At 25.4% G+C, this 14,514-nt stretch carries 11 protein-coding genes and 1 pseudogene; 2 read left to right on the top strand and 10 right to left on the bottom strand.

Annotated features, from left to right (window positions below):
* Positions 1–64 precede the first annotated feature (64 nt).
* Together EMELA_RS04800 and EMELA_RS04795 are read left to right on the top strand one after the other, a co-directional pair.
* Positions 65–247 (top strand): hypothetical protein, encoded by a 183-nt coding sequence (locus EMELA_RS04800; RefSeq protein WP_028124216.1) that lies wholly within the window; start codon positions 65–67, stop codon positions 245–247.
* A 175-nt stretch (positions 248–422) separates the two neighbouring features.
* Positions 423–653 carry a hypothetical protein gene (locus EMELA_RS04795; protein WP_028124217.1) on the top strand — a complete coding sequence of 77 codons (231 nt, stop codon included), beginning with the start codon at positions 423–425 and terminating at the stop codon, positions 651–653.
* A 213-nt stretch (positions 654–866) separates the two neighbouring features.
* Here EMELA_RS04795 and coaE read toward each other — a convergent pair whose 3' ends face one another.
* From coaE to EMELA_RS01875, 10 genes and pseudogenes are all read right to left on the bottom strand, one after another.
* Complete coding sequence (coaE, locus tag EMELA_RS01925) at positions 867–1,427, bottom strand: dephospho-CoA kinase (protein WP_051584603.1); 561 nt, start codon at positions 1,425–1,427, stop codon at positions 867–869.
* A gap of 1 nt (position 1,428) precedes the next feature.
* Positions 1,429–1,707: a hypothetical protein gene (locus EMELA_RS01920; protein ID WP_028124218.1), complete on the bottom strand. Its 279-nt coding sequence runs from the start codon at positions 1,705–1,707 to the stop codon at positions 1,429–1,431.
* Positions 1,708–2,423: 716 nt separating this feature from the next.
* Positions 2,424–4,709, bottom strand: a complete 2,286-nt coding sequence (locus tag EMELA_RS01910; RefSeq protein WP_051584608.1) for a RelA/SpoT family protein — start codon at positions 4,707–4,709, stop codon at positions 2,424–2,426.
* 82 nt (positions 4,710–4,791) lie between these two features.
* Positions 4,792–5,357, bottom strand: a pseudogene (locus tag EMELA_RS01905) (DNA-3-methyladenine glycosylase I).
* A 64-nt stretch (positions 5,358–5,421) separates the two neighbouring features.
* Positions 5,422–5,934 carry an adenine phosphoribosyltransferase gene (locus EMELA_RS01900; protein WP_028124220.1) on the bottom strand — a complete coding sequence of 171 codons (513 nt, stop codon included), beginning with the start codon at positions 5,932–5,934 and terminating at the stop codon, positions 5,422–5,424.
* A gap of 24 nt (positions 5,935–5,958) precedes the next feature.
* Complete coding sequence (locus EMELA_RS01895; RefSeq protein ID WP_028124221.1) at positions 5,959–9,996, bottom strand: protein translocase SecDF, variant type; 4,038 nt, start codon at positions 9,994–9,996, stop codon at positions 5,959–5,961.
* A 62-nt stretch (positions 9,997–10,058) separates the two neighbouring features.
* The gene (locus EMELA_RS01890; RefSeq protein ID WP_034971172.1) at positions 10,059–11,600 is read right to left on the bottom strand and encodes a YitT family ABC transporter; all 1,542 of its coding nucleotides are present in this window, start codon (positions 11,598–11,600) and stop codon (positions 10,059–10,061) included.
* Between the two features lie 92 nt (positions 11,601–11,692).
* Positions 11,693–13,075 (bottom strand): DEAD/DEAH box helicase, encoded by a 1,383-nt coding sequence (locus tag EMELA_RS01885; protein WP_028124223.1) that lies wholly within the window; start codon positions 13,073–13,075, stop codon positions 11,693–11,695.
* On the bottom strand, positions 13,065–13,847 hold the full coding sequence (locus EMELA_RS01880) for a Nif3-like dinuclear metal center hexameric protein (RefSeq protein WP_028124224.1): 783 nt from the start codon (positions 13,845–13,847) through the stop codon (positions 13,065–13,067). The genes EMELA_RS01885 and EMELA_RS01880 overlap by 11 nt, the downstream gene beginning before the upstream one ends.
* Complete coding sequence (locus EMELA_RS01875) at positions 13,834–14,514, bottom strand: tRNA (adenine(22)-N(1))-methyltransferase (protein ID WP_028124225.1); 681 nt, start codon at positions 14,512–14,514, stop codon at positions 13,834–13,836. The genes EMELA_RS01880 and EMELA_RS01875 overlap by 14 nt, the downstream gene beginning before the upstream one ends.

The following is a 14,514-nucleotide window of genomic DNA, read 5'->3' as shown; positions in this document are numbered from 1 at the left end:
TATCTTAATTAATTTAATTAATAAAAAAAATGATTAAGTTATAATTTTAAAAAGAGGTTATTCTATGAAAAATAAGGAAGCTTGAAAAGAAGCTTTTGAAAAAAGAACAGAAGGTTGAGGTAATGATGTTTCTTCAAACTTACAAAATAAGTCTGATTATTATATTGAACCCGGAACCCGCAGTAAAAACTGTTTTAGATGAATTAGATTTAACAAACAAAAACATTGGACAATTTTGTTGCAATAATGGCCGTAAATTATCATTAATTTCTAAGCATTACAATGCTAATGGAGTTGAGTTTGATATTGTAGAAAACTTTATTTAACAAGCAATAGAAAATAAGAATATTTTAAACCTTCCTTGTGATTTTGTAGCATGTAATATATTAGAGATAGACAATAAATATGAAAATCATTTTGATGTGTTAATATTCACAATTGGTGCGATAACATGATTTAAAGATATTAATGAATTATTTAAAATTGTCTCAAAATGTTTAAAAAGAGATGGAATACTAATTTTGCATGATTATTATCCTTTAACAAATATGTTACCTTTCCCTGGTGAAGCAAAATACAATGAAAATTTAACAATTATTTTTGAAAGTAGATACTTTTCAGATGAACCATGAATTGAAAATAATGGGATGTAATATATTTCAGGAGAATATGAATCTAAAGAATTTATAAATTTTTCTCATTCTATTTCAAAAATCATAAATGGAATTATTAATTCAGGAATTGAAATTGTTAAATTTGATGAATTTGACTATGATATCGGACTTAGTGACATTTATGACAATAAAAGAATGCCTTTATCAATAATAGTAGTTGGGAAAAAAATAAAAAAATAAGATCAAATAATCTTATTTAAAAATTTTCTTATGTAATTGTTTATATGAAATTTTTTTTGTTCAAAAGTCATTAACAATGATTATTTCATTGTCTAAATTATAGTATTTAATTCTTTGTTTTTGCTGTTTATAAATTGAAAATGTTTCTTTAAACGGTATTTTATCCCTTTTTTTAACTCTAAATAAAGTTGTTAAAAGATTAGATTTAACTCTGATATATTTATCAACAGGTAATTCAAGTTCTGGAAGCAATGCTGCATCTATTACAATATTTCCTGAGTTTGTTTGAATTAAAAGGCTAATTTGATTTTTAATTTCAGGTCAAACAATTGAATTTAATTTATTCATTTTAGTTTCATTATTTGAAATAGCTTTTCTTAATCTTCTTCGATCAAAATTGTCATTAACAAAAGCTTCAGGAAATGTTTTTTTTAACTGAGATTGAATATCTCTGTAGTTAATTACTTCCTTGGCAATTAAATCAGCGTTAATTACCTTAAATTTTAATTTCTTTATTTTATTAGAAATAGTTGTCTTACCAGCACCAATAGTACCATATACTCCAATTATCATATTATCAACCGCCCATCAATCTTAATTGTTTTTCTGCAGAAACAAGAGTTACGGTCACAAGTGTGTTACTATTTTCGTTAATAACAAAGAAAATGTTTGTGTTAGACGCTGAAACATATAACATACCGTCAATTTTAAAAGTTTTTGTTGAGTTAAAAATATGGTTCTTAATAACTTCCTTTATTTCTCAATCTTGTTTATCTTGAAGTTTTAATCTTTCCTTAGCTCTCTGCAAAGCGTGAACAGAATAACCCATACTAGGTTTATAATAATAACTCATCTGATCACTCTCCTATACAATTATATTTTAATCTAAAAAAGCTTGATTGGAAACTACTTGTCTTATTTCTGGTAAAACTTTATAAAATGTATTTCTGGCTTTAGCAGCTGATATTTTTAATTCATCTGCAATTTCTGCAAAATTCATAACATAAATATAGAGTGTAAAAATTTTTTTTTGTAATCTGTTAGTTTTTTTAGCAAAATATTGTTCAAATAGTTGTGATTATCCAATTTCATTATATGGTGATTCATTTTTCATATGTCTGTTTTCTAAAATAGATTTATAATTTTCATTCATATAGCTGCTTGTTCTCATACATTGATTAACAATTTTTTATTTATTTGTTACATATTTTGCACATACATTCATTGCCTTTCAATATACAGTATCAAATAAGCAGCTTTCAAAACTTTTTTTTCATACTTCTATCATAATATTTATCTAAAATATCTAAATATGCTTCTCAAGCATAAAATTCGAAATCTTCCAATTCCAAAGGTATATAATCAAATTTATATAAGCTTTATTAATCGCAAAATAGTTTCTAGGCTTATAAGATTCAAAAATTTTATATTTTCTTCAAGTGTTAGTTTATCTTTTTTTTCGTTTTTTCATTGTAATTTTAATTTCTTTCAAGGTCATTATATTATTAAGAAAAAAGTTTTTGAAAATTTTTAAACAAATTTCAAAAAAATAAAAAAAATAGGAAAAACCTATTTAATACTTTTTACAGCTCTTTCACAATCTATAATATTTGCAATTGATTTAATTGTTAAAATGATTTGATTTAATTGTGCTGAACTTTTTACTTTAATTGTTAATTCACCATTAACCAATAAGGTTTTAGGATCAAGTCCTAGTTTAACATTTATTGTTGTAGCTTTTAAATTTGTCAATGCTCTTGAGATGTCATATAAAAGATTTGGACGGTCTGTTGCGAAATATTTTAGTTTAGTTGTGTATAAACTATTTTCAGCAACCGCTGAGTTTCATTGAACTTGAACTAATCGTTTATTTTCTTCATTTGTATATAAGTTATAACATTCTTTTAAATGGACTTTAATCCCATTTCCTGACTTACCAACATATCCAATTACATCTTCATAAGGAATTGGCATACAACAACTTGCAATTGAAGTTTTAATATTTGTTATCCCATCAATTACAATATCATTTTTTAAAGTTTGATCATTAATTGTTTTTGATTTAATACTTCTTAAAGCTTCTTCATCTTTTGAGAAATTATGATTGATAAAGAATTTATCAGTAGCATCAACAATTGACAGTTCACCTTTACCAACACTAATTAAAAATTCTTCTAAGTTTGCATAACCTGCTTTTTTAACATTTTCTAAAATTTCAGCTGGTGACATTCTTTTTCATTTTAATTCTTTTTGATTAATATATGAATTAATTAAGTTTTCAGTTTTTTTAGCTAACTCTTTACGATCTTCTTCAAAAGAATTATCTTCTTTTAATTTATGTGCTAAGTATTTTCTAATTCTATTCTTAGCGTTTGAAGTAGTAGCTATTTTTAATCATTCATGCGTTGGTTGCTGTTTTGATGAAGTTTTAATTTCAACAACTTGACCTGATTCTAAAACTGTATTAATTGGTGAAAATAAGCCATCAATTTTAGCTCCAGTTGTTTTTTCACCAATTTCTGTATGTATTCTGTAAGCAAAATCTAATACAGTTGCTCCATATGGTAAAGTTATCACATTTTGAGTTGGTGTTAAAACATAAATCATTGAACCAAATACATCTTTTTGTAATTGATTTTCTAATTCTTTTTCTGATGAATTTTCTTCTTCATTAATTTGATCAGTTAAATCTAAAATTCTACTGAATATATCAATTTGTTCATCAATTTGTTTTTGACGTTTAACAATATCTACAACTTCACCTTCTTTATATCTTCAGTGAGCAGCTGCTCCAGCTTCAGCAACGTCATCCATTTGTTGAGTCCTAATTTGAACTTCAAAAAACATTCCTTTATTGTCACTTAAAGTTGTATGTAATGATTGATAAACATTATTTTTAGGTATTGCGATATGATCTTTAAATCTACCAGATAATGGTAAATATTTTTGGTGTAAATATCCTAAAATTTTGTAACAATCATCAGCTGATCTTGCAATGATTCTAATTGCCACTAAGTCATGTAGTTCTTCAAATTGTTTACCTTTAACATTCATTTTTCGGTAAATTGAATATATTGTTTTTTCACGTCCAAAAATATCAACAATTTTAATATGTTTTTCTTTTCGTAAGAAAACTGAAATGTCATCAATTGTTTTAGCAATATTTACATCCCTTGATTCACGGCCTTTTTCAATTAAGTGTTCAATATGTTCAAAGTCTTTTGGATTTAATACTTTAAACGCCATATCTTCTAATTTAGATTTTGCATTTTTCATTCCAATACGATGAGCAATTGCTGCATAAATAGTCAAAGTTTCTTTTGCTATAACTCTTTGTTTATCTTCTGGTAAGTTTTCAATTGTTAACATATTATGAAGTCTATCAGCAATTTTAATAATAATAACCCTAATATCTTTAGCCATTGATATATAAAGTTTTCTTAAGTATTCAGATTTAATTTGTTCACGATTTTCTTCAGCAAAATAACTTACTTTTGTAACAGATTCTACAAGTGAAGCGATTTCTTTACCAAATTTTTGTTCAATCTCTTCAACTGTAACAGGTGTGTCTTCAACAACATCATGTAATAGACCAGCTTTAATTGTTTTTGGTCCCATTTGAAGTTGTGCTAAATAATAAGCTGTTGAAAGTGGGTGATAAATATAAGGATCGCCATTTCTGCGTTTTTGTTCACTATGCATCTTTTCAGCAAATAAATAGGCTTCCCTAATTTTATTTAACGCTTTACGATCTTTAATATATTTTTTTAATTCATTTTCTAAAGTAGCATATTCTTTGATTTCAACAATATTCAAGTTTGTTGATGCTCTCTTACTAGTTCTTCTAGGTAACATTATCCCAGCCATTCAAATCACCCATTCTATTTTTAAAATTATAACAAAAAAAAGACTAAAATAAGACTATAAAACGCTTATGTTATGATTTGTGTGATTTTGCAAAACAATCATCAAGATGGTCATTAATAATTCGAATTGCTTGTAAAAATGAATACACAATAACAGACCCAACAAATTTAAAACCACGCTTTTCAAATCTTTTGATATTGTAATTGATAAATCAGTTTCAGCTGGCAAATCTTTAATTGTTTTTCAAAGATTAACAATTTGCTTATGATCTACAAATCCTCAAATATAATTATCAAATGAACTAAATTCTTTTTGAATTTCAATAAAGTATTTAGCATTAGATATTGCTGCTTTAATTTTTAACTTATTACGAATGATATTTGGGTTTTGCATTAATTCATTAACTTTATTTTCATCATAGTTAATCAGTTTATTATAATTAAAATTATCAAATGCTTTTTGATACCCTTCTCCTTTTACTAGAATAGTTCTTCAGCTTAGCCCTGCTTGCATATTTTCAAGAATTAGTAATTCAAACATATATTCATCACTATGATTTTCAAAACCTCATTCATTATTATGATAGTTCTTTTCTTCTTTTATAACTGATCAATCACATCTTTTTATATTTTCCATTGTTTTCTTTCAATTGTTTTTTTTAATAAAAAAAAACACCTATCTTAAAGATAAGTGTTTTATGTTAATATTTAACAAGTTTTTGAACTTTGTATTCCTGTAGTAAATCTTCACTATGTAAGAATGGTAAATCGATTAAGAATGAAACTCCTTCAACTTTACCATCTTGCATTTCAACTAATTTAACAATTGCTTCAATTGTTCCACCAGTCGCTAGTACATCATCAATGATTACAACTTTATCACCAGGTTTAATATCACCTTTATGCATTTGTTGGTGATTTGTACCATATTCTAATGTGTATTCAATATCAATTACTTCACGTGGCAATTTACCTGGTTTTCTAACTAAAACAAATCTTGTGTGTGATTTATAAGCTACAGCACTTGCAAACAAGAATCCTCTTGCTTCTGGTGCTACTACAACGTTTGCTTTACAGTCAACAACAAATTTAGCCATTTGATCAACTACATAAGCAAATGCGTCTGCATCATTTAATAAGGGGGTCACATCTTTAAAATAGACATCTTTAATTGGAAAGTCTTTTACATTTAGGATATATTTTTTTAAATCCATATTATGCTCCTTTATAAAATTATATTAATCATTAATATCTTTGACTATTTGTTCTTCTTGTGAAACATTAGTTTGAGAAATGAATTCTTTTCTACCATAGTTTGAAACTATTCTACGTTTTTCTAATCAGATTAATAATGGTAGTAACATAGTTAAAATAACAATATTAGCCACAAATACTCCAATTAATAATGTAATTCCAACTCCAGCAATTGATGGAATTGTAACTGCTAAAATAATTGCAAATAATAAGTAGAATCCAGAAATATAAATTAATCTATTTACACCAAATCTTAATGAATCAACAAATAATGATTTAACAAATTTGTTTTCTTTTAGGATTAATGTAATTTCTTTTCTTCCCGCCTTTTTAATTGATCAGATTTCTTTTTTTAACAGTTTTAAATCAACTTTATTTTGTTTTCTAATTGCTTTAATTTCTTTTCTTAAATCAGCAATTTCTGGATTTTTATTTGATTTAAAGCAAGCTTTAAATGCATCTCACATGTAGAATCTTGATTTTTTAGTTAATTTAAGATCAACGATTTTTTTCTTAATAGCTTTAATTTTGTCTTTATTAGTTTTAGCTAATTTTTTCTTATTTCCAATTGCTTCAAGTACTTTATGTTTAAGTACCATTTGAGCATTTGCTTCTTTATCAAATTCTACTCTTAATTCATTTTTAGTTTTAATTGAAATCAATGATTTAGTTTTACCAAGAATGAATATGACAGACATGATTGTAAAGGCTACGATTGAAACCATAGTTACTAAAATTTCTGTACTTAATGGCACTCTGAACATAATAACAAGTGATCCTGTGATAAAAACCACAACAACAAGGGCTAGTGCTAATGCAACATAATAAGTTCATTTGTATCTAATTAGAATGTAAATGATTAGAATTAACAATAATATTCCAAATGCAATAATGATTTGTGTAATTTGACCATAAGCAGTAAATGGAATTTGATACATTCCAAGAATTCCTCTTGTCTCATTTGTATAATTACTTCCTAAACGAGTTTTTCCAGTAAATATACTATTTAATAATCTTTTTGTTTTTGTAATATTTGTTTGACTTGATAATTCAATTTGAATATATGGCATTAATTCTTGTTCTGAACTTGATTCATCATTGTAACCATAATCTTCACCAATAATAACTGAATTTAATCTAGTTGATGAACTATATCCTGAATAGAAGATTTTAACTAAATTATTGTTAAATACATATTCAACAGTGTATTTACTTAACTCAGCAACAAATTTTTTATCATCTGAACCAGATTCAACATCAGTATGGCCATTTCTTTCTGCTATTGCTAATGTTTCAGCTTTGAATTCAGCAGCTTTTGCTTCAGAAACATTTTCAGCAATTTTTGTTTCAACATCATCTAAATGAGTTCCTGGGAATTCATATAAATAATCACCATAAACAATATATGTATTATCTTTTCCAAATAAGTTTGAGTAGTTTGGTCCAACAGTTGCAGCAACAATTCCACCAATTACTGAGAAAACAAGTAATAAAACAATAATTATTCTATTAATGTTAAATATTCAATTTTGACTACGTTTTGTTTTTGCTTCTTCAATAACAACAGTTTCTTCTTTTGTTGAAATTGCTTTTGCAACATCACGGTTAACTTTTAAGAATGCAATTCAATCTTTTTTGTATCAACGAATTTTTTTATCAGTTTTTTCTAATTTTTCAATTTTTTCATTTAACTTAATTGCTTTTGCTTTATTTTTATTAACTTGTTTTAATTGATATTCATTTTCTAATTTTTCAATTTTTTGTTTTAACGATTCAATTTCATCATTAATTTTTTTAATTTTTAATAATTCTTTTGAACTAACTTTGTCTTTATTTGTTAAAACATTTAATTGATATTCTAATTTAGATAATTTAATTTTTTCACGAATAGCAACTCCAGATTTAATATCTTTTGTATCAATTGGAAGTCATAAAGGATGCTTTTTGAAAATTTCTAATTTAACAGTTATGTAAATTATTAATCTAAATACAACAATAATTAAGATTAAGATAATTGCTGTTGAAACTGTAGATACAGTAGCAAAGTTTTTCAATGATCCTGTTCCAACTCAAAAGATAATTAAGTTTGGAATTAAGATTAAAATAACTGAGTCAATAATAATTCCTAAATTTTCTCTATTTGATAATTTAAATGATTCAGTAATTGAACGTTTTTCTTTGTTTAAATGCTTTTTAAACGATTCGATTGTGAGAATACATGATTCTAGAACTAATCCCAACATTACAAAGATTAATGTGTACAATTCAATTCCAATTGCAATTCCAAATAAGGTTGGAGCGAATAAAGTTACCGCCACAGAAGTTACCGCAATAATTAAAGTGTATAGTCCTAATAATCTATATGCAATAATCAAGAACACCATTGTTATTATAGCTAATATAATTAAGAAAATAATTGAAGCTAATAACATGTATAATGTTATTTCTGGACTAAATTCTGTTAATTTAACAACTCTAAAAGTAAATCCTGAAGTTGTTTGTGAAATCGATGCTTCAATTGTTTTTGCAATTGTTGCTGATCTTGTTTTAACTTTTAATTGACTTGTATCTCCATTATAAACTGCACTAGGAACAAAGCTTGCTCTTGAAGCCATTGTGCTTGCTGTTGAAACACCAGTTTGTGTAATAGAATCATTAATCATAATAAAGTTTTTATCAAAAACAGATTCTTCTAAATATTGTGAGAATGTAGAAGTTGATGATTTTTGATTAAACAATACTTGAGTTAACATAATGTTATTAATAGCATTAGAAACTTTATCAATTTTTAAATCAGCAGGTGGAGTTGGAGATGTTGAATTAGTCAATGATGTAAAAGTGAAATTTTTAGCATATTTTCCTATTTTTCCATCATCAGTAGTTTTAAAATCGTTTGTTGTAGAGTTTGGATCAATTACATATTTGCTAACATTATTTGTAAAACTGTAGCTGCAATTTGAACTTGTTTTGTCATCATAAACACCGTAGAATAAAGCTTTTAAGTCTTTAACCATTAATTCCATGTTACCAGCATTTTTAAAGATTGATTCATCTGGTGTATTTTCAACTCATCATTTTTTTACGTTACCTGATATTAATGAAACAGGTGAAGTTGAAGTTCCATCTTCATTTTTATAAGAAATAGCAAAAAAGTCATCTATTGCTGCTTTTTCAGCTGCTGTTGCAGTTGAACTAGTATAGTAACTTGAAATTGGTGCTAAAATTCCTCAGTAATAGTTTTCTAAGTAAGTATCTAATTCTTTTTCACTAGGAGTTTGTAAGAAGTACTCTCTTATGTTATTTAAGATTGTCTCAAATGATGAAACAACAGTTAAAGAAGCAGGTGTTGTTGTTGATGTACCTTCAGTTGTTGTAGCAGCTGTTAGGTTTTTTAAATAACTTCCTTTTGATCCTTCTTCAAAAGTTAAAAATGGTGAGTTTTGTTGACCTGAATTACTTTGAGATTTATCAGGTGTATATTTAACAGAACCAAAAATTTCAGAAATTGCTAATTTATTTGTAATGTTTCCTTTATCATTATAAACTCCATTTTCAGAAGCTGTTGTTTTTTTAATAGAGGCATCATCAAATAAAATATCTGAATAAGCATTGTTTGCTTGAGTGAACGCCATTAATCCACCATCTTGTTCAATTGCATTAATGAATAATTTTGGATTATTTTGATATTGTTCTTTAGTTGCTCTAATTGAAACCCTGTGTTTTCCTACAACTTTAACATCAATTGTATTATCTGAAAATGGTGATAATTTCTTTTGTAAAGAATCAGAAGCAGCTGAAGCATTTCCATTAGGTGTAGAGTCAGAATTATCTTCAGTTGAATTTTGTTTTTTATCATAAATTTCAACAAGTGCATCATACCCACCTGAATATCTAGTATTTAAGTTAGTTTTATTAGCAATTTTTAGCGAAGAAAAAACAATTGATACAACTAATGAAGCTATTATTAAACATAAACAAAGAACTTGTGTAACCCTTTTAAATGAAGATTTTTTATTATTCATTTGATTTGTCCTCCTTATCTCAAAAGTTAATACTTAAAACGAAAAGTATAATCTATAAAAGATTATACCTCATTTTCTATATTATCACTAATTTTTTTCATTTTTTTATGTGTCTTAATGATTGAGTTATTTTCAATTTTTTTCATTAATTTACCATTATTCATGAATTCTTCGGTCAATGCTTTATCACGCAATTCGTTATCAAAAGTATAACTAAAGTTTTTACCTTTAACTGAATTACTTCCAATAATGTTAATCATCATATCTTCATCAATTTTCAATAAGTACTCTTCAATTTTTTTAAAGTATAGTAACGGCATTGAAATCATAATTAAATTTTGCTCATGATCATTTCAAGCATTTTTCTTTGAAGCAACTGTTCTTCAAATAAAAATATTGTTTGTATAACCAACGCTAAATAAGTATTGTTCAATTTCATTAATTTTAGTTGCTGAAATAAATAAGTTAAGGATTTTATTTTTAGGGTAAAGTCTATTAATTGTGATCCCTTGGATAATTATTAATGTTAAAGATGCAAATAAACTTGGTCCGATTATTCATTTGAATTTCATTGCAATAACCATCCCTGTAGAATAAGTTGAATCAAATTCATTATTTGATGAAACATATTTAGCTATATTAAATCAATCTTCATTGTTTCAACCATTATCTCTAAGATTTTCTCAACTAGTTTTTAAGTCAATTAAACCTGAATCAGGAGTAAATATTTCACTAAGTTTTTTTCCTAAATCTGATGCATTTAATGTATCTCAATTATGAAACCCATTGTAAACTGCACTTAGTTTAATAGTTTGATCTATATGTTCTGTTTTTAAAATAATAGTGTTTAAACAAATAACAATAATTAAAATGAAAATATTAATTTTAATGTTTAATGAACCTATATCTTTATTTAACTTTTTTGAGTAGTAATAAGTTATTCAATCACTACCACCAGTTGATGAATTAGCTTTATAAGTTATTGAATAACTAAAACCATTCATGACTCCTCCAAATATTGCAAAAGCAAATATTCAGATAATTGCTCCTCATGCTCCAGGAACATTACTAATTAGATTGTAGTCAATTAATAAACTTAAATCGTTTGGACTAATATAAGGAATATTTTGTAAAATAAGGTCAAAGAAAATTGATACAACTGAATAAATTAATGTTAATGTAGAAAATTTTCAACCGATCTTTTTAAATCCAAAGAAAACTAAAGGAATATTCATAATAAAATAAATTATAAAATAAAGTGTACTTGCTGAAACCTTAATATTATTTTCACCAATTATTGAGAAGAAACGAGCGATAGCACCTAATCCACCAGGAAATAAACCAGCATTACCTGTAATAGAAATAAAGTAATCAATTGCAATTGTTGAAAGAAAGGCACCAATTAAAACATAAACTATATCTTTTCAAAAGCCAGATGCATAGTAGTTTCTAACTTCAAATGCATGCTTACCTTTATTAAATTCCAATTCATAGTTTTTTTCATAACTAGTGTCACTTTTTATTAAATTAATTTCATCCGCTGATAGTAATAATACTTTTTTACCATTAGACGAATAAATTTTGACTCTTCTTTTTCTTGCCATTTCTTTTTTCCTAACTTGGTGCTTAAATCTATTTTTAATAATACTAAAAATTAGAAAAATAAAAAGTGTATTAACTACACTTTGTTAAAATATTAATCAAATAATTCTTTACGACGTTTTTTATATTTTTCTTTTTTAATTTTATCAATACTTTTTTTAATATGTTCACGACGTTTTTTTCTAGTTATTTCATCAAGCTCACGTTTTCTTTTTTTCTTATACCCAGGCTTAACTTTTTGATTATTGTACTTAGCAATTACTTTTTTAGAGTCAGTATCTAAGTCTTCATAATGTTTAGCTTTCTTCTTGTTTTTGCTTCTTACTTCAATCAATTGATTGTTATCTAACTTTAACTGCATAAACTCAATTCCAATTTTTTGTAAGGCTTCAATTTTTTCTTGATTTTTGATATTAAATAGAACGTAGCTTTCTCCAGTTAATTTACTTCTTCCAGTTCTTCCACTTCGGTGAATGTAATAAGATAAATCAGTTGGTAAATCAATTGATATAACATGACTAACTCCAATTATATCAACACCTCTTGCAGCAACATCTGTTGCCACAACAAACTTAAATTCATTATTTTTAATTTTTTTAAGCATATTCATTCTAGTTCTTGGTTGAAGATCACCATGTAGTTCACTAACATTTTGACCTGTTATTTCTCTAACTAGTTTCACATATTTTGAAATATCATCTTTATGATTTGTAAAGATTAAACATAAATAAGGATTAATTGATTTTAGAATGTTTGTTAGTACTAATTCAATTTCTTTATTTTTTGTATCAATCAATACATGTTTAATGTTTTTATTTGAAACATTTTTTTCTGTTACATCAATGAAATGAGCATTTCGTGCATATTTAGTTACAAATCCTTTTAATTGTTCAGGAATTGTTGCACTAAACATTGATAGATTCACATTTTGTTTTGCTTTGGATACAACAAAATCAACATCTTCAATAAATCCTAAATCAAATATCATATCACATTCATCAATAATGATGTAATCTGCTGTAGTTGCTTTAAGATGATTTTGTTCATATAATTCTTTAATTCTTGTTGGAGTTCCAACAGCAATTGTTGGTTGTCTTTTCCCTAATGCATCAATTTGTTTATTAATATCTTCTCCACCAATAAATAAATCAACTTTTAATTGCGATTCATTTTTTGTAAATTGTCGAACATTATCATAAATTTGTTTGGCTAATTCTCTGGTTGGAGCAATTATTAATGCTTGAACATTTTGTTTATCTTTATCAAATTTTAAGTTATTTAAAATAGGTAATAAAAATGCATGTGTTTTTCCTGTTCCTGTGTGTGACAAGGCAATAACATTTTGATGTTTTTTGATTAAAGGAATTATTTCAGTTTGAATTTTTGTTGGTGTTTCAAAATTAATTTCTTTTAAAGTATCATTAATGTATTTTTTAAAACCAAAATCACTAAACTTTCTTTCATTATTATTTAACATAGTATTGTTCCTTTATATCTACTTTTTCTATTTTTAAATCTTTAAAATTATTTGATAAACTACTTGCTAAATCATTAATAAAATAATTCTCCATGTAATGTCCAACCACAATTAATGTAACATTATTATCATTTGCATAAATTCAATCACTTCACTTAGCTTCACCTGTTATAAAAACAATATTGCTTAATTGTTTTGAAAACATAGCACTAGCTCCGCTACCTTGATTAATTAAAAAATTTGAAATTTTATTTTGATTTATTAATTCTGAATTGATTTCAATTGTTTTTGTATTAAACATAACTTTTAATTTATTAATTAAATCATTAATTGAAAGTTCTTTAGCTAATGTTACATCAAGATATTCTTTATGCATTAACGGGAACTTTGCCTTTTTAATATTTAATGCTGTATTTAACTGATCAATAAAACTTTGATAAGCACAGATATCATAGTTTGTATGAATTGAATAAACAAGAATATTTTCTTTTGTTAAGAACTTAATTAAATCTTTTTTAAATGGATTTTCTAATTCTTTTGTTAATTCATTAAAGATAAAAGGATGTCTAGTGATTATTAATTCAATGTTATTTTTTTTAATTTCATCTAAAGCTAATTTAGTTAAATCCATTGTGATTAAGACATTTGAAATTTCTTTATCAAAATCTATAACCTTTTTATTAAATTGCTGAAAACCAACAGAATCTCAATCATACGCTTTATTAGTTGGAAACTTTTTTTCTAAATATTTAACTATCTTATTTAATTTCATTTAAGTGTCCTCTAATTTCTATAATTTTATTTGTTATTTCATTATAAGATTCATAATGTTTTTCTTGATCAATTTTCTTTAGAATTTTTTCAAATTTTAATATCTCATTTTCATAATATTTAATTACATCAATATTATTTTGATAAAATTTTTGACTACCAAATAAGATTTCTGTTTTCTTTAATAAATGGTTTTCATTTTTTTCAATCACAATTACTCAATAACCTTTTTGACTATCAATAATATAGTTTTCAAAACTAACAGAATATTTATTTGCATAAACTCATTCTCTAATGTTAAGAATTTCTGTGTTTGAACAAATAATGTATTTGTTAATTTTAGGTGAATCATTTTGAATAATATCTAAAATAGTTGTACTTCCTAAACCACAAATTGTAAGTACATCAATTGATTGAATCTCTTCATTTAAAACAAAATCCAAACCATTACTTAAAATAGTTTGTATTTTATCATTACAATCATTTTGATTTATATTTTTTTTTGCTCAATTTAATGGTTCTTCATTAATATCAACTGCATATGCAAATTCAGCTTTATGTTCTTTAATTAATGTAATTGGTAAATACGCATGATCTGTTCCAATATCAGCAACAACTTTGCAAGAATCAATTAAATCTGCAATTGTTCGTAATCTTTTTGAAAGCAT

It is taken from the genome of Mesoplasma melaleucae, from assembly GCF_002804105.1.
Classification (GTDB): domain Bacteria; phylum Bacillota_I; class Bacilli_A; order Mycoplasmatales; family Mycoplasmataceae; genus Mesoplasma; species Mesoplasma melaleucae.
This window is presented reverse-complemented; position numbering and strand designations above follow the sequence as displayed.